Source organism: Pseudomonas sp. 1152_12, from assembly GCF_052850675.1.
The window spans coordinates 493,915-519,872 of sequence record NZ_VXCW01000002.1 but is presented as its reverse complement, the minus strand read 5'-3'; the positions used below and the strand labels follow the sequence as shown (position 1 = coordinate 519,872).

Annotated in this window: 20 protein-coding genes; 7 read left to right on the top strand and 13 right to left on the bottom strand. The window is 59.5% G+C overall.

The window, feature by feature from the left end:
- Positions 1 to 81: 81 nt before the first annotated feature.
- Together pap and FW764_RS05010 are read right to left on the bottom strand one after the other, a co-directional pair.
- A complete protein-coding gene (gene pap, locus FW764_RS05015) occupies positions 82 to 1,596 on the bottom strand; it encodes a polyphosphate:AMP phosphotransferase (protein WP_446433014.1) in 1,515 nt (504 codons plus the stop codon).
- Between the two features lie 102 nt (positions 1,597 to 1,698).
- Positions 1,699 to 6,546 carry an NEL-type E3 ubiquitin ligase domain-containing protein gene (locus FW764_RS05010; RefSeq protein WP_446433013.1) on the bottom strand — a complete coding sequence of 1,616 codons (4,848 nt, stop codon included), beginning with the start codon at positions 6,544 to 6,546 and terminating at the stop codon, positions 1,699 to 1,701.
- A 198-nt stretch (positions 6,547 to 6,744) separates the two neighbouring features.
- Here FW764_RS05010 and mnmC point away from each other — a divergent pair, with 198 nt between their 5' ends.
- From mnmC to FW764_RS04985, 5 genes are all read left to right on the top strand, one after another.
- Positions 6,745 to 8,745 (top strand): bifunctional tRNA (5-methylaminomethyl-2-thiouridine)(34)-methyltransferase MnmD/FAD-dependent 5-carboxymethylaminomethyl-2-thiouridine(34) oxidoreductase MnmC, encoded by a 2,001-nt coding sequence (mnmC, locus tag FW764_RS05005; protein WP_446433012.1) that lies wholly within the window; start codon positions 6,745 to 6,747, stop codon positions 8,743 to 8,745.
- 134 nt (positions 8,746 to 8,879) lie between these two features.
- Complete coding sequence (locus FW764_RS05000; RefSeq protein ID WP_446433011.1) at positions 8,880 to 10,652, top strand: N-acetylglutaminylglutamine amidotransferase; 1,773 nt, start codon at positions 8,880 to 8,882, stop codon at positions 10,650 to 10,652.
- 3 nt (positions 10,653 to 10,655) lie between these two features.
- The gene (ngg, locus tag FW764_RS04995) at positions 10,656 to 12,404 is read left to right on the top strand and encodes an N-acetylglutaminylglutamine synthetase (RefSeq protein WP_446433010.1); all 1,749 of its coding nucleotides are present in this window, start codon (positions 10,656 to 10,658) and stop codon (positions 12,402 to 12,404) included.
- A gap of 169 nt (positions 12,405 to 12,573) precedes the next feature.
- Positions 12,574 to 13,758, top strand: a complete 1,185-nt coding sequence (locus tag FW764_RS04990) for an osmoprotectant NAGGN system M42 family peptidase (RefSeq protein WP_446433009.1) — start codon at positions 12,574 to 12,576, stop codon at positions 13,756 to 13,758.
- A 74-nt stretch (positions 13,759 to 13,832) separates the two neighbouring features.
- On the top strand, positions 13,833 to 14,060 hold the full coding sequence (locus FW764_RS04985) for a YheU family protein (protein WP_053257215.1): 228 nt from the start codon (positions 13,833 to 13,835) through the stop codon (positions 14,058 to 14,060).
- A gap of 7 nt (positions 14,061 to 14,067) precedes the next feature.
- Here the strand turns inward: FW764_RS04985 and csrA are convergent, their stop codons facing one another.
- Positions 14,068 to 14,259, bottom strand: coding sequence for a carbon storage regulator CsrA (csrA, locus tag FW764_RS04980; protein WP_446433008.1), 192 nt, complete (start codon positions 14,257 to 14,259; stop codon positions 14,068 to 14,070).
- Between the two features lie 370 nt (positions 14,260 to 14,629).
- Entirely contained in the window at positions 14,630 to 15,445 is an 816-nt protein-coding gene (locus tag FW764_RS04975) for an SDR family oxidoreductase (RefSeq protein WP_446433007.1), read from the bottom strand.
- Positions 15,446 to 15,772: 327 nt separating this feature from the next.
- Between FW764_RS04975 and FW764_RS04970 the strand changes: the two genes are divergently transcribed.
- On the top strand, positions 15,773 to 15,925 hold the full coding sequence (locus FW764_RS04970; RefSeq protein ID WP_003236711.1) for a DUF3309 family protein: 153 nt from the start codon (positions 15,773 to 15,775) through the stop codon (positions 15,923 to 15,925).
- Positions 15,926 to 15,978: 53 nt separating this feature from the next.
- Here the strand turns inward: FW764_RS04970 and FW764_RS04965 are convergent, their stop codons facing one another.
- From FW764_RS04965 to FW764_RS04945, 5 genes are all read right to left on the bottom strand, one after another.
- Positions 15,979 to 18,066, bottom strand: coding sequence for an LTA synthase family protein (locus FW764_RS04965; protein ID WP_446433006.1), 2,088 nt, complete (start codon positions 18,064 to 18,066; stop codon positions 15,979 to 15,981).
- A 416-nt stretch (positions 18,067 to 18,482) separates the two neighbouring features.
- Positions 18,483 to 18,674 (bottom strand): PLDc N-terminal domain-containing protein, encoded by a 192-nt coding sequence (locus tag FW764_RS04960; protein ID WP_003172956.1) that lies wholly within the window; start codon positions 18,672 to 18,674, stop codon positions 18,483 to 18,485.
- Between the two features lie 67 nt (positions 18,675 to 18,741).
- Positions 18,742 to 19,272 (bottom strand): hypothetical protein, encoded by a 531-nt coding sequence (locus tag FW764_RS04955; RefSeq protein ID WP_446433005.1) that lies wholly within the window; start codon positions 19,270 to 19,272, stop codon positions 18,742 to 18,744.
- 41 nt (positions 19,273 to 19,313) lie between these two features.
- Positions 19,314 to 19,829 (bottom strand): ankyrin repeat domain-containing protein, encoded by a 516-nt coding sequence (locus tag FW764_RS04950; protein WP_446433004.1) that lies wholly within the window; start codon positions 19,827 to 19,829, stop codon positions 19,314 to 19,316.
- Between the two features lie 112 nt (positions 19,830 to 19,941).
- Positions 19,942 to 21,768, bottom strand: coding sequence for a long-chain-acyl-CoA synthetase (locus FW764_RS04945; RefSeq protein ID WP_446433003.1), 1,827 nt, complete (start codon positions 21,766 to 21,768; stop codon positions 19,942 to 19,944).
- A 396-nt stretch (positions 21,769 to 22,164) separates the two neighbouring features.
- Here FW764_RS04945 and FW764_RS04940 point away from each other — a divergent pair, with 396 nt between their 5' ends.
- Positions 22,165 to 22,443, top strand: a complete 279-nt coding sequence (locus FW764_RS04940; protein ID WP_016970113.1) for a DUF3509 domain-containing protein — start codon at positions 22,165 to 22,167, stop codon at positions 22,441 to 22,443.
- Positions 22,444 to 22,504: 61 nt separating this feature from the next.
- Here the strand turns inward: FW764_RS04940 and FW764_RS04935 are convergent, their stop codons facing one another.
- The 4 genes from FW764_RS04935 to aroC form a co-directional block, all read right to left on the bottom strand.
- The gene (locus FW764_RS04935; protein ID WP_446433002.1) at positions 22,505 to 22,774 is read right to left on the bottom strand and encodes a response regulator transcription factor; all 270 of its coding nucleotides are present in this window, start codon (positions 22,772 to 22,774) and stop codon (positions 22,505 to 22,507) included.
- A 223-nt stretch (positions 22,775 to 22,997) separates the two neighbouring features.
- Positions 22,998 to 23,528, bottom strand: coding sequence for a 1,2-dihydroxy-3-keto-5-methylthiopentene dioxygenase (locus FW764_RS04930; protein ID WP_446433001.1), 531 nt, complete (start codon positions 23,526 to 23,528; stop codon positions 22,998 to 23,000).
- Positions 23,525 to 24,688 carry an MFS transporter gene (locus tag FW764_RS04925; RefSeq protein ID WP_446433000.1) on the bottom strand — a complete coding sequence of 388 codons (1,164 nt, stop codon included), beginning with the start codon at positions 24,686 to 24,688 and terminating at the stop codon, positions 23,525 to 23,527. Before FW764_RS04925 ends, FW764_RS04930 begins: the two co-directional genes overlap by 4 nt.
- 61 nt (positions 24,689 to 24,749) lie before the next feature.
- The gene (gene aroC / locus FW764_RS04920; protein WP_446432999.1) at positions 24,750 to 25,841 is read right to left on the bottom strand and encodes a chorismate synthase; all 1,092 of its coding nucleotides are present in this window, start codon (positions 25,839 to 25,841) and stop codon (positions 24,750 to 24,752) included.
- Between the last annotated feature and the right edge of the window lie 117 nt (positions 25,842 to 25,958).

The window sequence follows — 25,958 nt, the reverse complement described above, 5'->3', positions numbered from 1 at the left end:
ACACTCATTGACCGGGTTTGGGGCCGCTTCGCAGCCCAACGCAGGGTCAGCCCGTTCGCCACAGATTAGCGCCAGCCCCCGTTATTTCTTTTTCTTCTTGTCGTGCTTGTCGGACTTGTCGAAGGCCTCTTCCAGCGCGCGGTTAATGGTGCGCAGCACCTTGACCCGCGCCCAGCGTTTGTCGTTAGCCTCCACCAAGGTCCATGGTGCAATTTCGGTACTGGTGCGGTCGACCATATCGCCCACGGCAGCACGGTAGTCGTCCCACTTGTCGCGGTTGCGCCAGTCGTCTTCAGTGATCTTGAAGCGCTTGAACGGGATTTCCTCGCGAGCCTGGAAGCGCTCCAGTTGGGTCTGCTTGTCGATGGCGAGCCAGAACTTGACCACGATCACACCCGCATCGCGCAACTGCTCCTCAAAGTCATTGATCTCGCCATAGGCACGCATCCAGTCCACCGGGGTGCAGAAGCCTTCGACGCGTTCAACCAGCACCCGCCCGTACCATGAGCGGTCGAAGACCGTGAAGATGCCGCGCGCCGGGATCTTCTGCCAGAACCGCCACAGATAAGGCTGGGCACGTTCGTCTTCACTCGGCGCGGCAATCGGCACAATGTGGTATTGGCGCGGGTCGAGTGCCGCCGCCACACGGCGGATCGCACCGCCCTTGCCCGCCGCGTCGTTACCTTCAAAAACCGTCACCAAGGCATGCTTGCGCATGCGTTTGTCGCGCATCAGACCGGAGAAACGCGCCTGTTCGGTGATCAGCTGTTCCTCGTAATCATCCTTGTCCAGGCGCAAGGTCATATCGAGGCTGTCGAGCAGACTCTTCTGGTCCACCGACGCCAGCAACGGCGCCGGGTTCATGCCGCTGGCCTTACCCTTGGGCAGTTTCAAGGCATTTTGCAGGCTCTCAAGCAGGATCTTGCCCACGGTGAGGCTGCGGTAATGCGCGTCGACGCCTTCGATCACATACCACGGCGCGTAGTCACGGCTGGTACGGCGTAGGATACGCTCACCAAAATGCACAAATTTGTCGTAAGTCTCGGACTGCTGCCAGTCCAACGGGCTGATGCGCCAGCTGTGCAGCGGGTCGTCGGCGAGGGCCTTGAGACGTGCCTTCATCTGTTTTTTGGACAGGTGGAACCAGAACTTGAAAATCAGCGCGCCTTCATCACACAGCATCTTTTCCAGGCGTTCGGCGCCGGCGATGGCTTGGTCCAGGCGCGCGTCCTTGATCTCACCGTGCACCCGGTTTTGCAACATCTGGCTGTACCAGTTGCCGAAAAAGATGCCCATGCGCCCTTTGGCTGGCAGTTGCCGCCAGTAGCGCCACGCAGGTGGGCGCGCCAGTTCTTCGTCAGTCTGCTGATCGAAGGTACGCACTTCGATCAGGCGCGGGTCCATCCATTCATTGAGTAGCTTGACCGTCTCGCCTTTGCCCGCGCCTTCGATGCCGTTGATCAAAATGATCACCGGGAAGCGCTTCTGCTGTTGCAGCTCGTACTGCACCTCCAGTAAGGCTTCACGCAGGGCCGGCACCTCGGCGTCGTAAGTATCTTTGTCGATGGCGTGACCGATTTCGGCGGATTCGAACATGAACGGCTCCTTCCCAATAGGGTTCCAGACTAGCGGATTGGGCACCACGCCAGTCAAGGAATTCCAACAGGCTTGCCGTAGATCAATCAGCCGACCCGCTGGTTAATTGCCGGGAACATGACAAATACCCAGGTCCTGGTGCTTCAACATCTGCTGCGTCAGGCGCTCTACTACTTCGGTTATTGCCTGACGGCGAGGCGAGCGCAGTGCCTCCATTTGCTCGAGATACTCCCCATCAGTGAGGTTCTGGCTGTTCTCAAACAGCCTTTGCTGCTGCGTATCAAAGGGCATGGTTGCCGACTGGAATGCTCCGGGAAACTGCTGTTTGAGGTGGGTTCTCCAGAACGCCAACTGTGTAATAAAACGCAAGAATGCGGGGGACAGCTCTGCCGTGCGCACTTGGGAGTGCGCCACTTCCAGACCGTCGCTGGTCACATCGGCAAATAGTGCAAAATTCATGTGTTTGGGCTGCCCGGGCAGTTGCAGGACTTGGGCCAACCCGACCCGGAATGCCAGGCTGACTTCCAGGGGGTCCGCACAGAAGTTTTCGACGGCATAGGTAGCCGCAATTGTTTCCAGTTCACTGAGGCGAAACAAACCTCGGCTTAAGGTCAGCAGCGCCCCGGAATTGCCCTGCGTGCGATCCGCCTCAAGCATGGCCTTTTCGATCTCCTTCAAGACTTCGATCTGACTGAACATCTCAGCCGTACCGTCTGAACAGTTCGCCGGATGAGCCGCCAGTTGAAAGACCCGCTCGCGCAATTCAACGCTGTCATGGGTCGCCTGCAATACCTCCCAGACGCGCCGGGTCAAGTCTTCGTGCACGTAACGACTGTCGGCAGTGCCGGACAGTTGAGCCAGTAATTGGAACAACGGTGTCGATTCCGGATCGTCTCGAAGGTTAGCCCAGACGGTCCGCTTGCGCAGGTCTCGATTAGCAACTTCATCCGGCAACCATAATGCCCGGGCCTTCAACTCGGTCATGCGGGGTTGATCGTCCTCTACATAGCCCATGCCGATACCGACGTCGTCGCGATAACGAACGAGCGCGTTTACCGTCGACCTGGATAACGGGTTACCGCCCAGATTTATCGACTGGCTGAAACTACGCGGCGTTGTGAACAACCACTCGGGCAACACCGTGATCGAGTTGCCGCGCAGGTCCATTTGCTCCAGGTGAGCTGGCCGCTCTAGCCCCAGAGGTAGATCAGTAATTTTTGTGTCTTGTAATAATAGGGTATGCAAGTCACGCATCTTGCTGATATCCACCAGCTTCTCAAGCGGGTTATGGCTCAGGTCCAGCAAGCGCAATGCGCTCAAATCAGCCAATTTCACCCGTGTGTATTCGGTCAGCGCCAAGCGGTTGCGCGGCATCGACAAATGATTGAGTTCAAACATTCGTGAAAGTACTTCCGGTAACCGGGTCAGGCGATTTCGATCCAGCTCCAGACGCCTGAGCCCCTTGAAACACTTCAGAAAATAAGCGACGTCATCACCTAACCGCATGTTCTTGAGTGACAACTGCTGTACATGATCGAAGCGGACCTCTGCAGGCAGCGTCGGCAACGAACCCACGCGCATCCCGTCCAGGTTCAAACTGGCAACGGACACTTGGTGCTCATTGAGGACAAAGCTTTGACGCCGCCAACAGGCCTCAATGCGTTCTGCCACCTGCTGGCGGCTATCGCGAATATCACTCAGGCCCGGCTGTTTTTCCATGCCTTGGGTATCGCTTTTCCAATGTTTGAGCAGCGCTCGCAAATGACCGAGCTCCGCCTCCAAACGCTTTACCGCCTTGGCCCGAGAAAGAGGGTCAGCGCCCAACGCCATCAGCAGCGAAGACACTTGCGTGTCGCTGAACAAGGGGTATAACCGCCTCACCTTGCGCACCAGCGCACGCGGGTGGACTAACGGCCCCGTCGGCAAATCGGCCATTTCACAGGGAACCGCTTCCTCGACTGGCTCGCGGCCCTTGCGGGAAAAACCCTGCGCTGCCAGTTCCCGTTCCCCCTTGGCCTGCGAAGCGCTCATGTATCGCAGGCGCCAAATGTTACTGGGCTCCTTCGGTGGTAATCCCAGTGCTACTCGCTGGGTGTTTGTCAGCACCGAATCGACCGCCTCGAACAGGCCGTCCGGCCCGGCATAAGGCCCACCGCTGCTCACGCCGTGTTCATCAAACGCTTCAAACCCTGCGTTCGACCTGACCACAACTCGCCGCACGTCAGCACCGTTCAGTGCGCCCAGAGCCAGTAAGTCTCCCTCTGGCGAATCCTCGCGCAACTCAAGCCGCAGCGCCTTGCCCCATCCCGCCACGTGCGGCAATGACCGAATCGCGACCAGCGCGGTATCCAAGCCAGCCAACTCCGGCTGCTCAAGCCCCATCAAGGCGCGGTCCAGGCGTTGTTCCTCAAGGGCACGCTGCACCTTCTCGGCCAATGCCATGGGAATACGTTGATTATCACGCAGGGACTCACGCTGCACGGTGGAGGTCTCGGCCATTAATTCGCGCATCAGCGCACGGGGCAATTGCGGATAGGTGCGCCTGAGCAACGCCCATTCGGCCGGTACGGGGCCGTCGTAAGCCTGATACAACTGTTCAAACAAGGGCTTGCGATCAGCCCTGAGCTGCGCGAGCAACTGACGCGTGAGTACGGCGAGCTCCTGATCAGCTGCAACGCCCTCTCCGAGCAGGCTGGCCTTTTGGCTTGCATCCAGCTCGGACAACAGCACATCAAACACTTTCCCATCGCTGAGCATCTGGTCGGTGACCAGCAAACGCAGGCCGATATCACTAGACGTTGCGCTGACTGGATAACGGGCCTTGACGCTGCGCTGTGCATCCAACACCTCAAAGTAGCGTCCTCGTGGCCAACCTTGTAACAAGGGCAAGGCATGCATCTGCACGATCGAGTTTTCGACGTTGGGGGACGCGCCGTTCTCCAACTGCCAGATCAAGTCGCGAATGGATTGATCCAGCCTGAAACGCTCGTACAGATCGCGAAAGCGTGCGGGAAAGGGCAAGCACTCCTGGGCCTGGTAGACGCCCCAATCAGAGGGCATATCCATGATGGACTTGATCTGAACAAGTTTGCGGGGATGGAGCGAGGAACCAGGCCCCGTCGGCTTCAACCGTGAAAAGAGATACTCCTGATCCTCCCAATCGTCAGGTTTTTCGAACGCAAAACGCCAGCGTCCTTCACCGTTATGCAGCAATTGCGGGCGATAAGCCGTCTGCCGGACCCGGTGGCTGGCCCGCCATTGATCCAGCTTGGCGTCGAATGAAACCCGATGCACATAGTCGTTGACCTTGACGTATGAATGCCCGCCTACCTTGTAGACCCCCGAGGCGTCCGCAACCTCGTCGTCAACAACGCGCTGATCGTGGGCGTACTGAGAAATATCCGGGCGCCACAGCCGCAGATTGCCATCCGCGGGGCGTACCACCTCAAACTGACGAAAAAAACTGCCCAGGTTAAGACCGGTGCGTTTCATCGCCGAACCGACAACCTTCATCCCTGCCGCGAACACCACCATCGACGTGATATTTTCCGCGACCTCTGTCAGTTGCTTGAATGCCTCGCCCTTATCACCACGGCGCCAGTCTTCAACGCCCTCATAGAGCTCGCCCAGTATCTGGCCGACCGCCACTGCCGTCATCAGCAATCCCAGCTCGGGGACCACAAACCCGGCGAGGTTGAGCACCGTCAACCCGGCGTCCAGATACGCCTGCAAGCGCTGCTCACGGACCTGCTCATCCACCTCCGCCACCGGTACCGCCAGGGCCCGCGCGTCGGCTTGCAGCTTCGCGGTGTAAGTCTCAAAAAAATGCCTGGCCAGGCTGACCGTAATAGGGTTCGCCTCCAGCGCTCCCAGGGTACCGGCTTGATCGAAACGGTTGAAAAAACCGACTCGGTCGCCCTGGCTCAAATACCGGTTAAAGAAGGCACGATACGCGGCCACTTCAAGCTTTTGCTTGAGGTAGACCTGGAAGTCATCCAGCGAGGCATACTCAAAAAATGCCCGCTCCGGCTCATTGGGCATATACACCACGCAGGGCTCTTGTGGGTATTGCGCAATCGACCGACCGGAGAACACCAGAATGCTCCACAGGCAACCGCCTTGGGTATTCAGGCCTTGCCAAGTGACCGGCCGCCCTTGAAACAACACACCTGCGGTCTGGGCCTGAGCAGATGTCAGCTGGCGCTCCAGCAGCGTGCACAACATCCCATAGGTGCCCGGTGAAAGATCCCCCCGCATCAGCGCAATGTGGGCATCGATTTTCATATCCAGGGTTTTCATCTGGCCGATATCGGTCGCCACCTCATTTACGTAGGCCCCATCACCCGTAGGGCCATTGCCCAGTTCGAACACTTCACTGATGTGCCGCTGATACAAACGGCCAAGGTCGAGAGTACGGCACCCCTGGGCAAACTCGAGGGGAGTAATGCCAATGACTTGACGAACGGCGGACCCCGACTGCAACAGCGAACCTTCCGGAAAGTGCTGCGCCCGCGCTTCATCCTCGGAAAAGTTCTGCATCGCCACATGCAGCAGGCTGTCCTGCACCAGCCTCACCGTTTTCACATACGTCAATGGCAAAAGTTCTTTCTCGTATTCGTTTACAGCACGAATCAGCAGATCCTTTCTGGGCTCCACAGTCAGTTGCCAGCGTGTCCGGCAGTAATCCTTGAGCCGCTCACTGCAAAACTCATCCAGCGCCTGCAAGGGCTTCAATCGCTCGGCAACCGCTGCCTGGGCATCTGCAACCTGCACCGCATCTCTCGTCAAAGCATCCAGCGCGCCAGGCGGTGCGCTGATCATCCAGCCCGGCAGCTTCTTTTGCAGCACCTGGGCTTTGTCCAGGTCGCCGGTCATTTCCAGCAAGGCGGCTTGCAGTTGCCTTTGGGTCAACTGGCTCAACTTGCTGTTCAAATCATCCTGTGTTCGCATCAGCAATATCCTTTATTGCCTATAAATCAAGGCATTACGATACCGCAGCGACCTGCACCGGATTAGCGCTGATTGTTGATCGATTGACCGCCGCGCGAAGCAGTTTTTTGCATGCGAAAAATACCGAGATACCACCCGGGATCAGCTCCCCGGCCCGTGATCAGCTAGAATGCCCGACTTGTCTTTACCGAGCCGCCCATGAACCCCATCACCCACGCCCAGCTCGACTGGGATGACCAAGGTCGCCCGCACTCGCGGGTGTTCGACGATGTGTATTTCTCCGACAAGTCGGGCCTTGAAGAAACCCGCTATGTGTTCCTCGAACAGAACCGTTTGCAGGCGCGCTTTGCGGCCTTGCCGGCAGGTGGGCGGTTGGTGATTGGCGAGACCGGTTTCGGCACCGGGTTGAATTTTCTCTGTGCCTGGCAGCTGTTCGAGCAACACGCAGTGGCCGGTGCACGCCTGCATTTTATCAGCGTGGAAAAGTACCCGCTGAGCCACGCCGACCTGCAACACGCCCTTGCCCTTTGGCCGGAACTTGCGCCCTTCGCCGAGCAATTGTTGGCGCAATACATCGCCATCCACCAGGGCTTCCAACGCCTGGTGCTGGACAACGGCCGCGTGACCCTGACGCTGTTGATCGGCGACGCCCTGGAGCAGTTGCCACAACTGGATGCGCAGGTCGATGTGTGGTTTCTCGACGGTTTTGCTCCGGCGAAAAACCCGGACATGTGGACCGCCGAGCTGTTTGCCGAACTGGCGCGCCTCGCGGCACCAGGCTCGACCATCAGCACCTTCACCAGCACCGGCTGGGTACGGCGATTGATCAACGCGGCCGGCTTCAAGATGAAGCGCACGCCCGGCATCGGGCATAAATGGGAAATCCTGCGCGGCGAGTTCCTCGGCTGGCCCGAAGACGCGCCGCCGCCCACCAAAGCTAAACCCTGGTTCGCCCGCCCGGCACCTATCGACAGTGAGCGCCACGCGTTGATCATCGGTGGCGGTCTGGCCGGTTGCGCCACCGCTGCCAGCCTCGCCGCCCGAGGTTGGCGTGTGAGCCTGCTGGAGCGCCACGCCGCGCTGGCCCAGGAAGCGTCGGGCAACCCGCAGGGCGTGCTGTACCTCAAGCTTTCCGCGCATGGCACGGCTTTATCGCAGCTGATACTCAGCGGTTTCGGCCACACGCGGCGCCTGCTGGAGCAGTTGCATCGCGGCGTCGATTGGGATGGCTGTGGCGTGCTGCAACTGGCGTTCGACGCCAAAGAGGCTCAGCGTCAGGCGCAATTGGCCGAGGCGTTCGCGCCGCACTTGCTGCACGTGCTGGACCGCGATCAGGCGCAACACCGCGCCGGCATCGACCTGGCGTACGGCGGCCTGTTTTTCCCGGAAGGTGGCTGGGTGCATCCGCCAGCGCTGTGCCAATGGCAGGTAGCACATCCGTTGATTGAAGTGCTCACCCATCACCACGCCCTTGAGCTGCACCGGGTCGACGATCAGTGGCAAGCCCACGACGGCGAGCGCGTACTGGCGAGCGCCAGCGTAGTGGTGCTCGCGGGGGCCGCCGAGATCAAGCGATTTGCGCCCAGCGCCGACTTGCCGCTCAAACGTATTCGCGGGCAAATCACCCGGCTGGCGCAAACGTCGGCGAGTGAAGCACTGGCCACGGTGGTCTGCGCTGAGGGTTATGTGGCGCCCGCCCGACTGGGTGAACACACCCTGGGCGCGAGTTTTGATTTCACCAATGAAGACCTCACGCCCACCGTCGCCGAACATGTCGGCAACCTGGCGATGCTGCGTGAGATTTCCGAAGATTTGTTGCAACGTCTGGGCGCCGACCATCTGGCCCCCGAACGGCTGGAGGGGCGCGCCGCGTTTCGTTGCACCAGCCCTGACTACCTGCCGATCGTCGGACCGTTGGCCGATCCTGCAGCGTTCCAACAGGCGTATGCCGTGCTCGGCAAAGACGCTCGGCAGGTGCCGGATACGCCCTGCCCCTGGCTGCCGGGTTTGTACATCAACAGCGGCCACGGCTCACGCGGGCTGATCACAGCGCCCCTGTGCGGCGAGCTGATTGCCGCCTGGCTCAATGATGAGCCGTTGCCAGTTCCGAGCAGCGTGGCCGAGGCCTGTCACCCTAATCGGTTCACCCTGCGGGCCTTGGTTAAAGGCAAGCGCTCAGCAAGCAACGGAGGGCATTGAAGACATCACGGCTATTTGCCTTATAACTTATCGGTCTAAAACTCCAAGGATAGCACTGGGTCAGTTTCTGGGTACGCGCCCTTTGGGCGTATTGAGTGTTGACCCTCCCCAACGGAAAAACCGGTAAGGAATTTATGTGCGGATTAGCTGGAGAACTACGTTTCGATGCCCAACCTGCCGACCTGGCTGCGATTGAACGCATCACCCATCATTTGGCCCCACGTGGCCCTGACGCCTGGGGCTTTCACGCCCAAGGGCCGATTGCCCTGGGCCACCGGCGTCTGAAGATCATGGACCTGTCGGACGGCTCAGCCCAACCGATGGTCGATGCCCAGCTTGGGCTTTCCCTGGCCTTCAACGGTGCCATCTACAACTTCCCGGAAATACGTGAAGAGCTGGAGGCCCTGGGCTACGCCTTCTATTCCGGCGGCGACACCGAAGTGCTTCTCAAGGGCTACCACGCCTGGGGCGAAGCACTATTGCCCAAGCTCAACGGCATGTTTGCCTTTGCCATCTGGGAGCGCGATGCCCAGCGCCTGTTCATCGCCCGTGACCGTCTTGGGGTCAAGCCTTTGTATCTGTCGCGAACCGGACAGCGCCTGCGTTTTGCGTCGGCTTTGCCGGCACTGCTCAAGGGCGGCGATATCAACCCGATCCTCGACCCGGTGGCGCTGAATCACTACCTGAACTTCCACGCCGTGGTACCGGCGCCGCGCACTTTACTGGCAGGCATTGAAAAATTGCCGCCGGCGAGCTGGATGCGCATCGACGCTAACGGCAAGATCGAGCAGAAAACCTGGTGGACCCTGCCCTATGGTCCACATGACGATGAGAAGAATCTGAGCCTGGAAGACTGGACCGACCGCGTGCTCGACAGCACTCGCGAAGCCGTGGCGATTCGTCAACGTGCCGCCGTGGATGTCGGCGTGCTGCTCTCCGGCGGTGTCGACTCGAGCATGCTCGTCGGCCTGCTGCGCGAAGTCGGCGTACAGGACTTGTCGACCTTCTCCATCGGTTTTGAAGATGCCGGTGGCGAGCGCGGCGACGAGTTCCAATATTCGGACCTGATCGCCAAGCACTACGGCACCCGTCACCACCAACTGCGCATCGCCGAAAGCGAGATCATCGAGCAACTGCCAGCCGCGTTCCGCGCCATGAGCGAGCCGATGGTCAGCCATGACTGCATCGCCTTCTACCTGCTGTCGCGAGAAGTCGCCAAGCATTGCAAGGTGGTGCAAAGCGGCCAGGGTGCCGACGAGCTGTTCGCCGGTTACCATTGGTACCCGCAAGTCGACGGCGCCAGCGACCCGTACGCCGCTTACCGCGATGCATTTTTCGACCGCAGCTACGACGACTACGCGGCGACCGTCGCACCGAAGTGGCTGACCGCCAATGACGCTGCCGGTGACTTTGTGCGTGAGCACTTTGCTATGCCGGGCGCCGACGCCCCCGTGGACAAGGCCCTACGCCTGGACAGCACGGTGATGCTGGTGGACGACCCGGTCAAACGCGTCGACAACATGACCATGGCCTGGGGGCTGGAGGCGCGAACGCCATTTCTGGACTACCGCCTGGTCGAACTGTCGGCCCGCGTACCCGGCACATTCAAATTGCCCGACGGCGGCAAACAGGTATTGAAAGAAGCTGCGCGCCGGGTCATCCCAAGCGAAGTCATCGACCGCAAGAAAGGCTACTTCCCAGTACCGGGTCTCAAGCATTTGCAGGGCGACACCTTGAACTGGGTGCGAGAGCTGCTGCTGGACCCAAGCCAGGATCGCGGCCTATTCAATCCAGCCATGCTTGATCGCCTGTTGACCGACCCGCAGGGCCAACTGACCCCGTTGCGCGGCTCCAAGCTGTGGCAACTGGCGGCGCTGAACCTGTGGCTCAGCGAACAAGGAATCTGATTGATGAAACCTCTCGCAGCGGCTTACAGCCAACGCTTGCTGAAGGGCCAGGCGCCGACCTACGAGCGTCTACAAGCGCGCCTGGCAGAAGATGGCAGCCCACTGGGCGCCGAGCCGATTGCCGTACATTGCGGGTGGGGCCGGTTATTGATCGGCCATACCTTCCCGGACCCGGCGAGCCTGGCTCAGGAACTGCTCAATGAGCAACCTGGCGAGCGCGATATCGCGTTATATGTGGCCGCGCCCCAGCAAATCCTGGGGATCGATCCGCAGCAGTTGTTCTTGGACCCCTCGGACACGCTGCGCCTATGGTTCAGCGACTACCGCCCAGCCGCCCGCGTGTTTCGCGGCTTTCGTATTCGTCGCGTGCAAACCGAGGCCGACTGGGCGGCGGTCAACCTGCTCTATCAAGGGCGCGGCATGTTGCCGGTCGACCCACGACGCCTGACCCCACGCCATCAAGGTGGCCCGGTGTATTGGCTGGCCGAAGACGAAGACAGCGGCGCGGTGATCGGCAGTGTAATGGGCCTCAACCATCAGAAAGCCTTCGAGGACCCGGAAAACGGTTGCAGCCTCTGGTGCCTGGCTGTCGACCCGCAGTGCACACGCCCTGGCGTGGGTGAAGTGCTGGTGCGCCACCTGGTAGAGCACTTTATGAGCCGTGGCCTGAGCTACCTCGACCTGTCGGTGTTACACGATAACCGCCAGGCCAAAAGCCTGTATGCCAAGTTGGGATTTCGCGCGCTGACCACCTTTGCGATCAAGCGCAAAAACGGCATCAACCAGCCACTGTTTCTCGGCCCTGGGCCGCAGGCGGGGTTCAACCCTTACGCGCGGATCATTGTCGATGAGGCTCATCGGCGCGGCATTGATGTGCATGTGGATGACGCGGATGCGGGCCTGTTCACCCTCAGTCACGGCGGGCGCCGCGTGCGTTGCCGTGAATCTCTGAGTGACCTGACCAGCGCCATCAGCATGACCCTGTGCCAGGACAAAAGTCTGACCCACAAGGTGCTCAAGGCCGCCGGTTTGAAACTGCCGCAACAACAATTGGCGGGCAGTGCCGACGACAACCTGGAGTTTCTCGACGAACACCAGCGCATCGTGGTCAAGCCGCTGGACGGCGAGCAGGGCCAGGGCGTGGCGGTGGACTTACAGACCATCGAGGACGTGCAGAAAGCTATCCAAGCGGCGCGTCAGTTCGACGGCCGCGTGCTGCTCGAAAGCTTTCACGAAGGCCTCGACCTGCGCATTGTGGTGATCGGCTTTGAAGTGGTCGCCGCCGCCATCCGCCGCCCTGCGGAGGTGACCGGTGACGGCCAGCATTCCATCGGCGCCTTGATCGAAGCCCAAAGCCGTCGGCGCCAAGCCGCCACCGACGGCGAAAGCAAAATCCCACTGGACGCCGAAACCCAACGCACTCTGCATGCCGCCGGTTACGACTACAGCAGCATCTTGCCGCGTGGCGAAACCCTGGCGGTGCGCCGCACCGCCAACCTGCACACAGGCGGCTGCCTGGAGGATGTCACTGCGATTTTGCACCCGACGTTGGTAGACGCCGCCGTGCGTGCGGCCCGGGCGCTGGACATTCCCATGGTGGGCCTGGACCTGATGGTGCCTGCTGCCGATCAACCTGAGTATGTATTTATCGAAGCCAACGAACGCGCTGGGCTGGCCAACCATGAGCCGCAACCTACTGCGCAGAAGTTTGTGGATTTGCTGTTTCCGCACAGTCAGTCGACCGCCCAATAACCCTATGGCGAGCGGTGTCCTGTGGCGAGCGGGCTTGCCCGCGTTGGGCTGAGCAGCAGCCCTGACCCAGGCACCGCGGTCTTTCAGCCAAAACTCATTGGCAGGTTAGGGGCCGCTTCGCGACCCAACGCGGGGCAAGCCCGCTCGCCACAATTCATCAGGAGTCTTTATGAGCCGAACCATTCCCGAACCGGATCTCAACTACCTGCAAAAAGTGCTGCTGGAGATGCTCGCTATTCCCAGCCCTACCGGGTTTACCGACACCATCGTGCGCTACGTCGCCGAGCGCCTGGAAGAACTCGGCATTCCCTTTGAAATGACCCGGCGCGGCACGATTCGCGCCACCCTCAAGGGCCAGAAAAACAGCCCCGACCGTGCAGTGTCAGCGCATTTGGACACCATCGGCGCCGCCGTACGTGCGATCAAGGACAACGGCCGCCTGACGCTTGCACCCGTAGGCTGCTGGTCGAGCCGTTTTGCCGAAGGCAGCCGCGTCAGCTTGTTCACTGATAACGGCGTGATTCGCGGCAGCGTGTTGCCGCTGATGGCCTCAGGGCACGCGTTCAACACCGCCGTGGATGAAATGCCAGTGAGCTGGGACCACGTGGAATTGCGCCTCGACGCTTACTGCGCCACCCGCGCCGACTGCGACTCCTTAGGCATCAGCATCGGCGACTACGTGGCCTTTGACCCACTGCCCGAGTTCACCGAGAGCGGGCATATCAGTGCACGTCACCTGGACGACAAAGCCGGTGTTGCCGCGCTGCTCGCCGCACTCAAGGCGATCGTCGACAGCGGCGAACCGTTGCTGATCGACTGCCACCCGCTGTTCACCATCACCGAAGAAACCGGCAGTGGTGCCGCTGCGGCCCTGCCTTGGGATGTGAGTGAGTTTGTCGGCATCGATATCGCCCCGGTCGCTCCCGGCCAGCACTCCAGCGAGCATGCCGTGAGCGTGGCGATGCAGGACTCCGGCGGGCCATATGACTATCACCTGTCCCGGCACTTGCTGCGCCTGGCCTCAGACAATGAACTGCCGGTACGGCGCGACCTGTTCCGCTATTACTTCAGCGATGCGCACTCGGCGGTGACTGCTGGCCACGACATTCGCACCGCGCTGCTGGCGTTCGGTTGCGACGCGACCCACGGCTACGAACGCACACACATCGACAGCCTGGCGGCGTTGAGTCGCCTGTTGGGCGCGTACATCCTCAGCCCGCCGGTATTCGCCAGCGACGCGCAACCAGCGCAGGGTTCACTGGACCGCTTCAGCCATCAGATCGAGCACGAAACGCAGATGGAGAGCGACACCCGCGTGCCGTCGGTGGACAGCTTGGTGGGCCAGAAGTCCTGACGCGGGCACATCGGACACTGGCAAGACGGATCCCGGCGCAGTAGCATCGCCGGGATTCTACCTCTGAGGCTTTTATGCTGATTCCCTACGACGCACTTGAAGTCGACACCCTGACGCGCCTCATCGAAGACTTCGTCACCCGCGACGGCACGGATAACGGCGATGAAACGCCCCTGGAAACCCGCGTATTACGTGTGCGACAGGCGCTGACCAAGGGCCAGGCGCTGATTGTGTTCGACCCTGATAGCGAGCAATGCCAGTTGATGCTCAAGCACGATGTGCCCAAGCATCTGTTCGATTGAGGGTGTTTTAGGGGTTGGTTTGGACTTGTGTGGCTTGGCGTTCGAGGATTTTCTGATACACCTCGGCCCGGTGTACGTTGACCCCGACGGGTGCCTGAATACCGAATTTTACTTGGGTGCCACTTAGTTCGAGGATGTGCAAGGTGATGTCATCGCCGATAGAGATGATTTCGCCTACGGCGCGGCTTAAGACCAGCATGGCGGTTGTCCTTTTGGAGTGACAGGACCTTGACCATGCGTGATTGGGTGGGGGGCGACAATGGTCTGCCGCTAAATAAGACGAGACCTACATTTGTAGGTAATTTGCCTGACAGACACGGAGTGATTAGGGTGGGGGTTGGGTTGTTGAGTACATATCCGTTGCTGCGGTAACGGCTGATATTGGTTCCGCCCTTACGGCGGGTCACTTTTGAAAGAGCCCAAAAGTAATCAAAAGGCTCTTGCCCCACCGCACGGCACCTCGCCTAGGCTCGGTGTGCCCTCACGCAGGCTTTGGACCGTGGGCCGCCGTAAGGGCGGAACCCTAAGTGGCCGTTACCGCAGCAACGGATATGCCCCCCACCAAAACCTCACCCCCTAACCGCTTGCGCCTTAGCCCGCATCTTATCCGCCATCGAAGCCATCTCGTCATACAGCAACTGCGGATTCTTCTGCTTCAACGCCCAAGCCATACGCCCCTGCTCATGCGGCAGAATCATAAACTCCCCCTCCGCCACCCGCTGGTAAATATAGTCAGCAATGTCCGCCGCCGAAATCGGCGAACTCTCGAGCAACTTACCCACCTGCGCCTTCATCGCCGGGGTTGGTCCGCGAAACGAATCCAGCAAGTTGGTCTGGAAGAACGACGGGCACACCACATGCACGCCCACTTCCTGCTGCTTGAGCTCCACCAGCAAACTCTCCGACAAGGCCACCACACCCGCCTTGGCCACGTTGTAGTTGCTCATCGCCGGCCCCTGCATCAGCGCTGCCATTGAAGCGATATTGATAATCCGGCCCTTGCTCTTCTCCAGCAGCGGCAGAAACGCCTTGCACCCCTTGACCACACCCATCAAGTTGATCGCAATCTGCCAGTCCCAATCCTCAAGGGACAACTCGGCAAAAAAACCACCTGAGGCGACGCCGGCATTGTTGACGATCACATCAACCCCACCCAGCTTCACCTCGCAGGCCTGGGCAAATGCGGTGAGCTGGCTGTAATCACGCACATCACAACGCTGGACAAAGCCATCGCCACCCGCCTCTCGTACCCGTCTCAGGGTTTCCTGCAAGCCAGGCTCACTGACATCTGACAAGGCCAACTGCCAACCCTCACGGGCCCAGCGCAGCGCGATTTCGCGACCCAGGCCGGACCCGGCGCCGGTGATCATCATGCGATTTTGCATAGGAAAGTAGCCTTGTGGTTCACGGAAGAAGTGATCGGCAGTGTAGCGAAGGTTTTTCCCACACCCACGCACCATCCAATTGATGAATGCCTCGGGCAAACCTGGGGCCGGGTGGGAAAGCTACGTATAGCGTAAGTTCAATCTTTTTCAACTAGTACGGCGCGTTTGCGAACGCATTAAAAGAAATAAGCAAGTTTGCAAAATGCTTTAAAAACCAGGGAATTTTCTGCTGAACGTTACAGTCGGAGTTAATAAGGCGTCCGTATTGAAATGACGGCCTATTATTTAACAACCGGTCTTTACAGAAGGCCTATAAGGAAAAAAACTATGAGCCTCATTCTGATCATTATCCTGATCCTGTTACTGGTAGGCGGTCTGCCAGTATTCCCGCATTCGCGTAACTGGGGTTACGGCCCGTCGGGTATCCTGGGTGTTGTATTGGTAGTTCTGGTGGTACTGCTGTTGCTCGGTCGAATATAAAATCCGCACAAAAAAAGAGGCCTCATAGAGGCCTCTTTTTTATTGCCGGCTAATTAGTCCGGCTTGCCATCCATGACACCTGCGGTGTTTTCCAACAGGCTCTTGGTGGCCGTCTGCAGGAACGACTCAAGCTTGTGCTTCAGCGCCGCTTCGTCCGGCGATTCAGGAATCACTTTGCCGGTCGGGTTAGCGCCCAGCTCGTATTCCCACAGCTTTGGCGGCATTTCCTTGGGCAGTACCAGGATGCGATCTGCGGTGACCAAGGCCACCGTCTGGTCGCTGCCCGACGGTTTGATCACGCCGAAGCCCTTGTCGCCTTCCGGCAGGTTCAGCAGGTCACGGCCCCAGCACTGGTGCAGGGTGTCGCCACCCAGGCGGCCCATGATGGTCGGCACGATGTCGATCTGAGTGCCCACGGTGTGGTCACGCTCGCCGAATTTCTCCTGCATGCCCGGTGCAATCATCAGCATCGGCACGTTGAAACGGCCTAGGTCCATTTCGGTGATCTGCTGTTCGTTGCCGAAGCCGTGGTCACCCACGATCACGAACAGGGTTTCCTTGAAGTAAGGCTCCTTGCGGGCCTTTTCAAAGAACTGGCCCAACGCCCAGTCGGAGTAACGCATGGCCGTCAAATGCTCGTTAAGGCTGCCACGGTCGGTGACTTTTTCGACCGGCAATGGCGTCGGCAACGCGTACGGCGTGTGGTTGGACAGGGTTTGCAGCAGTGCGTAGAACGGCTTGCCGCCTTCGCGGGCTTTGAGTTCTTCCAGGCCACGGTTGAACATGTCTTGGTCGGACACGCCCCACGTCGGGTCGGAGAACACCGGGTTGACGAAGTCGTTACGCCCGATGAAGTTGGTCATACCCTGGTTGCTGAAGAAGCCCGACTGGTTGTCCCAGGCGAAGTCGCCGTTGTAGACATACACGTCGTCAAACTTGCGCGCGCTGAGCAACTGCGGCAGGCCCGACAGCTTGTGGCTGCCTTCCGGGGTCTGCATCAGGTATTCAAAACCCGGCAGATTAGGGAAGCACGCCATGGTGGCGAACATACCCTGATGGGTGTGCGTGCCGTTGGAGAAGAAGCGGTCGAACAGCAAACCTTCTTTGGACAACTTGTCGAAGTACGGCGTGATGTTGCCGGGGCGACCCAATACGCCAACCGAGTGACCGGCGAAGCTTTCCATCAGGATCACTACGACGTTCTTGATCGGCAGGGTCTTCTCGGCCGGCGGCGTGTAGTCACGGCGCACGGCAGCGGTGTCGGGATCTACCAGCTTCTCTTGCGGCAGCACCAGCATGTCACGCACGGTCTGGGTCGCCAGCAGCTGGTCCAGGGTGGCCTTCCAGATATTGGAACGCTCTTCGGAGAAGCGCGACTTGGCTGCGGCGATCAGCGACAGCGTGCCATTCAAGCCCAACTGGTTGGCGAAGTTCGACTCGGTGGTATAGACATCACCCCAACGCAGCGGCGGGCCCTGGCGAAGGGTGCCACGGATGGCGACCACGGCGATCAACAGGCAGACCACGAACACAGCGATGCGGCTGTACCACGGCGCCACCTGGCGCGTGCCGACGGTGCCGCCGCTGAACGGGCCACGTGGACGTGTCGCACGGTCGGCACCCTTGAAGGCGATGCTCAGGATCAGCGTACCCACGGCCCAGGCCAGCAGGTAGCGCACCACCGGGAAACCGTACCAGAGCATGCTCATGACGGTTTTCGGGTCTTCCTTCACGTACTGGAAGACCAAGCCGTTGAGGCGCTGGTGGAACTCGCGGTAGAAGTCCATTTCCATCAGGCCCAGGAACAGGGCAACGCTGGAGGCGACGGTCAGCCAGAAACGGAAGAACCCGCGTGCCGCCATGGCCCGTACACTGAACAAGGCCAGCAGCAGCGGCACCAACGCATACATCACAAAGCGTAAGTCAAAGCGTGTGCCGTTGACGAACGCTTCAAGGAAGGTCGAGGCCGGTGTATCGAGGATCATCTCGCGGTTGTAAACCAGCAGCGCCAGGCGCAGCAGCGAGAGCATCACCATCATGACCAGTGCGCAAAGCAGCGTGTATGCCAGATGGGATTTGACGGTAGGTTGCAGCAGGCGATTAGAAGCTCGCTGCTGACTCAGGGCGTCCGGGTTTGCCATGTCGTTTCAGGACCCATTGGAAGTTTAAGTTGCGAAAAAATGCAGTGGCGTCCGTCCCTCGCCCAGGCTGGCTGGGGTAGGCGGTTAACGCGGTGGCGCAAATGGTGCCCGATCAGTGGCATCAACGCTATTAATTACTGAACGTGCGCCACGGCCCTGCCTTTAATGGCACTGGAGATAGAGCCTTGGCAGTCAGATAAAGCCGGCGAATTGTCTTGGATAAGATGTGAAAATTTCGTACACCGAATACTTTCGACACATAAAACTCATGAGTGCACTGAAAAAAATGTGGGAGGGGGCTCGCTCCCGATTGCCATGTATCAGCACCCGCTATAGTGGCCGATACACCGCAATCGAGAGCAAGCCCCCTCCCACATTTACTGCGCCCACTCGGGAAAAAGTGAACGCTGGTTGTGTCAGATCCGCACGTTGCCGCGCGGCCCGGCAATCGCCCAGATGATCAGGCCCAACACCGGCAGCAACAGGATCAGCAGAATCCAAAGCACCTTGGCACCTGTGCTCGCGCCGCTTTTGAATACATTGATGATCGCCCAAATATCCAGCGCCAGGATGATCAGGCCAATCAGACCATTAAAAGTGGAACCCATGGTGTCGCTCCTAAGTGAGGGCATGCACTTGTAGGATAGTCAGCCCTGGCAGGGGTTCCGTTTTATTTCAGACGTGCAAGGCGATACGCAACGCTTCCAGGGACGGCTCGGCCTTGATGCCAACTTCTGCGCACAGTTCCAGCGCACGCGGCAAGTCGTTGCCGTAGACCAGCACCGCCTGGATCTCATCGTCCAACAATTGACTAAAGTTCAACAGCACGTAGCCGCCGTCTTCCGGGCTGAGGGCGCTCATCTGGATCTGGATACGATTGAGCGCGGTGAGGTCTTCGGCCTTGGCCAACTGCTTGGGCTTGAGGTTGAACGTCACGCCCGGGCCGAACGACGCAACGATCTGGGCAAACAGATCGACGTAGGTGTCAGCCTGAAACAGCACCGTATCCGGCAGGCTACCGACAACGACCCACTCGCCCAGAGGCATCGGGAAGGTGTCGTCGTAGTTGATATCCGGGTTGGCCGCCAGAAAGGCCTCAGGATCGGCGTAAGCCTGGGCCGCTTCCTCGGCGATACGTGCCACCTGGTCCTCGCCCATGACGCCGGCGCTGATTTTGCTGATTAGTTCGACGAGGGCGGTTTTCATGGAATGATCCTGTGGCGGGCTGGTTTTTGAGGGCGCGTAGCCTACACCAGTTTCTGCAAATGCGCCGTCGTATCCGCCGCCCCCATGGTCTGTGCCGCGGCCAGTGCTGTCGCGCCCTGGGCATCGGTGGCGTTAGGGTTGGCGCCCTGGCCGAGCAGGTAATCGACCATTTCGACACGGTTGAACATCGCCGCCATCATCAACGCCGTGCGGCCGTCCGAGGACGCCGCGTCAACCGGCGCGCCGCCCTCGATCAACGCCTTGACCACCGGCAGGTTGCCCTTGAACGCTGCACCGGCCATCGGCAGCTGGTGCTTGTCATTGGCGATTTGCGGGTCAGCCTTGAATTCGAGCAGCACCTTCACCGCGTCGGCGTGGCCGTGGTAGGCGGCGAGCATCAGCAACGTGTCGCCATTGTGGTTGCGCAGGTTGGGCGGCAAGCCTTTGGCAAGCAGTGCGGCGAGCATGGCGGCGTCGCCTTTGCGGGCCACGTCGAAGACTTGCTCGGCAAACTCGGCGGCTTCGTCTTCGGTCATTTGTTTAGGCTGGTCTGACATGTGGGGCTCCTTGTCTGAAGTGCTCTGTAGGCGCCCAGTGTCGCGATGGAGTTCCCCACTGTCATGGTTTTTTTGTCAAAAGCGGCCATAGGCAGAATCAATAGCGCTATTTTTAATAACGGAAATGCCCAGCCTGAATCTGCGCCAGCAATGGCCCCGTGACCGGCACATAACTGTCAGACCCCGGCAACCACGCATACACCGGATCATTGCCGGCCTTGTCCGGGTCGAAAGCCTCCTCTTTAAGTTTGACCTTCTGGTATTTGAAGGTGCCGGTGGTTTCCATTTTCACCTTGATCCGTAGAAACAGTGGCACCGCATAGTGCGGCAACTGGCCGTGGGCGAATTGCAGCAGTTCACGCATATCCAGGGAAGCCAGGGATTCGCTGGGGGTGATGGCAACCATGCCCGCGCGACCATTGGTGTTTTCGATCTCCACGCCGTAGGCCACTACCTCGGCGATCTGTGGGTGCTGCAGCAGCACATTCTCCACTTCAGTGGTGGAGACGTTTTCGCCCTTCCAACGGTAGGTGTCGCCGAGGCGGTCGACAAATTGCGCATGGCCGAAGCCGATACTGCGCAACAAGTCTCCAGTATTGAAATAGCGGTCGCCCTTCTCGAACACGTCGGTGAGCACCACCTTGCGGTTCTTTTCCGGGTCGGTGTAGCCGTCAAACGGCGACTTTTCGTCGATCCGAGCCAACAGCAACCCCTGCCCGCCCGTTTGCACCTTGCGCATGAAGCCATCCGCGCCTCGGATCGGCTCACCGGCTTCCTGGGCGTAGTCCACCAGCGCCCAATGCTGCAGGCAAAAGCCGATGGTGTTGTCGAAGTTCAGCACGTTGGTAAAGCCAATATTACCGTCGCTGGCGGCATACAGCTCGCAGATATGATCAACGCCATAACGCTGTTTGAACTGCGCCCAGACACCGGGGCGCAGACCGTTGCCGACCATCTTGGTCACGCGGTTATCCAGATCCTGTGCACTGGCGGGTTGATCGAGCAGGTAGCGGCATAACTCACCGACGTAACCCAGGGTCGTCGCGTTGAATCTGCGCGCATCGTCCCAGAACTGGCTGGCGCTGAATTTACGCCGGATGGCAAAACCCGACGCCCCGACAATCGCCGAGCCCCAGCACACGCATAGACCGGTGGCGTGGTAGAGCGGCAAGGTGCAATACAGGACGTCTTCGGGCCCCATGTCCAAAGCAATGCTGCCGAAGCTGACGGCCGTTTTGGTCCAGCGCCCGTGCTTCATGATGCCAGCCTTGGGCAAGCCGGTGGTTCCGGAGGTGTAGATATAGAAGCACGGATCGTTGAAGAAGATTTGCCCGGTGCTGGCGGGGTTGTCTACCGAGTATTCGGCGCTGGCGGTCATCAGGTCGATATAACCACCGGGCATTGTGCTTGACTGCTGATCGGCCACAAACCAGGTCCGGTCGGGGCGGATCGCAACGTGATCGCGCACCGCCGCAAAGGCAACCACCAACTCCGCTCCCACCACAATCGCCACCGGGCTAACCAGATTCAGGCTGTGCACCAACGCCGCCTGAGTTTGTGAGGTGTTGAGCATGGCGCAGATGCCACCCAGCTTGGCCACGGCCAGCACGCTCAACAACAATTCGGGGCGATTTTCGATAAACAGCGCGACGACATCACCTTTGCTGATGCCCTGCTCGTGCAGATGATGGGCGATACGGTTGGCGCGTTGATTGGCTTCGCGGTAACTGAGCACGCTGTCGGCGTATAACAACGCAGCCCCATCAGGGTTGCGCAGGGCGGCCTGTTCGAAGTGCCAACCCAGGCCGCAGGGCTGCTGGGGGTCGGTTACATTCGCGGCGCGCATGCCACGCACCACGCGCGGCAGGGCCCGAACAATCGCGGGCACCTTACGCAGTATCTTGCCCCAAGTGATCATGTCGTCTTGCGGATGAGTCATGGCGGAACGTCCTTTTTCTTATTCTTCGCAGGATCCAGAAGCAGCAGCGCTCCTGCAGGTAGGAGGCCGAGTGCCTTGCGGAAAAATACCCCTGCCGTTCTCTGGCTGTACACGCAGGATTTGAAAAGTTTTGTATCCCGGGCCGATACGCCGACAAAAATGGAATTGTGCGCTGCATCGGCAGTCTTTATCAGTAAGTCGAGCCGCTAACGGATGATCCCTATAGCTCAAAATGCAGGATGCACGATGGCCATTCATGCAATTTGCACGAAACTGAAAATCAATAAAATTATTAAGCTATTGATTTATAACGATATTTTATAAAATCTAATACTGGCACAATCACTGCACCTATCACTCCATGCTTGCCAACTTGAGCCAACGGAGCTGATAGACATGAGCCTGATCCAAGATAAATTCGCTTCTGTATTCTCCCAATACGACGTCACCACTCAGCCGCGCCCGGACGGCGGGATTTTGTTGACCCTGCGCAACAGCGAAGGCAAACAGGTCAAGCGCTCGATTTCGTATCAGCAACTGCATACCGCCGACCAACTGACCTGGGTGATCAGCGCCATCCGCCGCGACTTGGCAGAACAAGCCAGCGAATTGCCGCAAATTTCCATGCTGCAAAGCCAGAACCGCTTTGCGCTGCCGACTTACCATTCGGCGTAAGCAACAGATAGATAAAAGGGCCGCGACGCCTTCCAGTGTCGCGGCCCTTTTTTGTGCAGCGTCAACACAGCCCCTGGCGGCTGGCCTCGTTCATTGCCTGCACACGGTTGGTGACTTCCAGCTTGCCGTAGATGTTACGCAAGTGAAATTTCACCGTGGCTTCGGACGTGGCGCGAATCTGGCTGATTTCCCACACGGTCTTGCCTTCCGAAGCCCAGCGCAGGATTTCCAGTTCGGTCGGCGTTAGCGGCTTGCCGCCCAGGCTCAGACGCCTTCTCACGGCCAAAGGCTCAACCACCGGTGTACGACACGACTCCTTTCGGCCACTCATTGATCTCTCTCCTTTAATAGTAAATTTCATATCACCTTTCGGATTCCTGCTATTGACAGGTGATATAAACATCGAGTGAGGAGAGAGTTACATAACGAATGGATTTAAAGCATAGGGCGCCGCATAAACAGCCACACCCTACAAACAATTAAGCTTATTCCCACGACAACTTCCAACTTACCGGGGTTGCAGATTCGGCGAGTCGCACTTAGTGCCACCAGACTCAATCATCCAGCCCTGGAAAACCAGCAGCAATATCGCTACCGGTGAATACCGGCTCACCGGCTTGTGCGGTGTCGAACAGACGCAGGGTCACACAATGTGGGTTCTCGCCGATGTCGAACCAATGCGAGGTTCCGGCGGGAATGACCAACAGGTCGTTTTTCTCACAGCGCACGGCGTAGACATACTCGCCCACGTGCACGGCAAACAGCCCCTGCCCTGCGATAAAGAAACGCACTTCATTGCTGGTGTAACGGCGCTCGGCCAGGAACTGCGCACGCAGCTCGGCTTTCTGTGGGTGGTTGTCCGTCACACTGAGCACTTGCACCGAACCGTACCCAAGCGCGTCAATCTGCGGCTGGTACGCGGCGATCATTTCAGCGTCGCTGGCGCCCTTCTCGACAGGAGCAGGCTGCCAGCGCTCAAACCGCACGCCCTGCTCGGCCAACGCCGTGACGATATCGTCAAAATGGGTCAGGACCTTGTTCGGCGTATCCGGTGTGGCAACGTGGTAAACAGCGACATAACTCATTGCTCGTGTCCTTTATTCGGCTCTTGCAATCGAAGGCCAATGATAATGGCGGCAGCCAGCGCCGCGACGCTGGCGATGCTGAAGGTCAGGGTCGGGCCCAGCAGGTTCCAGCTATATCCGGCATACAGCGCGCCTACTGCGCCGCCGGTGCCGGCCAGTGCGGCATACAGCGCCTGGCCCTGGCCTTGCTGGCGATCCCCGAAGCTGCGCTGCACAAAGGCAATCGCCGCTGCGTGGAAACTGCCGAAGGTAGCCGCGTGCATCACCTGCGCCAGCAACAATACCCAGAAGAATTCGGCGAATGAGCCCAGCAGCAACCAGCGCATGGCTGCCAGCAGGAAACTGGCCAGCAGCACCCGACGCACCGAAAAGTGCGTGAGGATGCGACTCATGGCCAGGAACATCAACACTTCCGCCACCACCCCCAAGGCCCAGAGCATGCCGATCACGCCACGGCTGTAGCCCAAGTGTTCAAGGTGTAGGGTGAGAAAGGTGTAATACGGGCCGTGGCTCATTTGCATCAGCGCCACGCAGGCATAAAACGCCAGCACGCCAGGGCTGCGCAATTGTTTGAGGAAGCCGTCACCGGCCAGCCGATTGCCATGGGGAGTGGGTTGCGCATTCGGCACCCACAAGCTGGCGCCGATGATGCCAGCCATGATCACCACGACCACTACCGGGTAAATGTCCAGGCTCAGCCAGTCAAACAGACGGCCCATGATCACCACGGTGAGGATAAAACCAATCGAGCCCCACAGGCGGACCTGGCTGTAGCGCGAGGTCTGCTTCTGCAGATGGGCCAGCGTGATCACTTCAAACTGCGGCAACACAGCGTGCCAAAAGAATGCGTGCAGCGCCATGACCAGGGCCAGCCAGGCGTAGGTCTTGCTGATGAAAATCAGTGAAAAGCTCGCCAACGTACACACCGCACCAAACCGCACAATGGCGAGGCGCCGGCCGGTGTGGTCGCCGAGCCAACCCCACAGGTTGGGTGCCACGCAGCGCATCAACATGGGGATGGCCACCAGTTCGCCAATGCGCGCGCTGGAGAACCCCAGGTGATCGAAATACAGCGCCAGGAACGGCGCCGTCGCCCCGAGCAGGGCGAAGTAAAACAGGTAGAAGCTGGAGAGGCGCCAGTACGGGAGAGCGTGGGTCATGTTGTGAGAGCCCAGCGCGAGCAAGCTGCCTCGCCACAGCAAGCTCGCTCGCCCCAGGCTGTCACAGCTGGCCCAGCACCGGGGTATTCACACGCACGTCGGCATTTTGCCCACGGTTGCGCAGCAGGTGGTCCATCAACACGATAGCCATCATTGCCTCGGCAATCGGCGTGGCACGGATGCCGACGCACGGGTCGTGGCGGCCCTTAGTGATCACGTCTACCGGGTTGCCGTGTACATCGATCGAACGGCCAGGTGTGGTGATGCTCGACGTGGCTTTCAACGCCAGGTGCGCAACGATCGGCTGGCCGGAAGAAATACCACCGAGGATGCCGCCCGCGTTGTTGCTGAGGAAACCTTCCGGGGTCAGCTCATCGCGATGCTCGGTGCCGCGCTGGGAGACACAGGCGAAACCGGCGCCGATTTCCACGCCCTTCACCGCGTTGATGCTCATCAGTGCGTGGGCCAGTTCGGCGTCAAGGCGGTCGAAGATCGGCTCGCCCAAACCGGGTTTCACACCTTCTGCGACCACAGTGATCTTGGCGCCCACGGAGTCCTGATCGCGGCGTAACTGGTCCATGTACGCTTCCAGTTCCGGCACTTTGTCCGGGTCAGGGCTGAAGAAAGCGTTGTCATCCACGCTGTCCCAGGTTTTGAACGGGATTTCGATCGGGCCCAGTTGGCTCATGTAGCCACGGACCACGATGCCCTGGGTGGCCAGGTACTTCTTGGCAATCGCACCTGCGGCCACACGCATGGCGGTTTCGCGGGCCGAGCTGCGGCCACCGCCACGGTAGTCGCGTTCGCCGTATTTGTGGTGGTAGGTGTAGTCCGCATGGGCCGGGCGGAACAGGTCCTTGATCGCCGAGTAGTCCTTGGACTTCTGGTCGGTATTGCGAATCAACAGGCCGATGGCGCAACCGGTGGTGCGGCCTTCGAACACGCCGGAGAGAATCTCGACTTCGTCGGGTTCCTGGCGCTGGGTGGTGTGGCGGCTGGTGCCGGGCTTGCGGCGATCGAGGTCACGTTGCAGGTCTTCCAGAGACAGCTCGAGGCCTGGCGGGCAGCCGTCGACAATGGCGACCAACGCCGGGCCATGGCTTTCGCCGGCGGTGGTGACAGTGAACAGTTTGCCGAAGGTATTGCCGGACATGCAGGGCGCTCCGTGAAATCAGTTGAATCAAGTCAACCGTAATAACTTAAGGCGGCCAGTATACGCAGGCTAACCGACTAGTTCATCCTCGAAACCTTACCGGTAGACGTTGGTCCA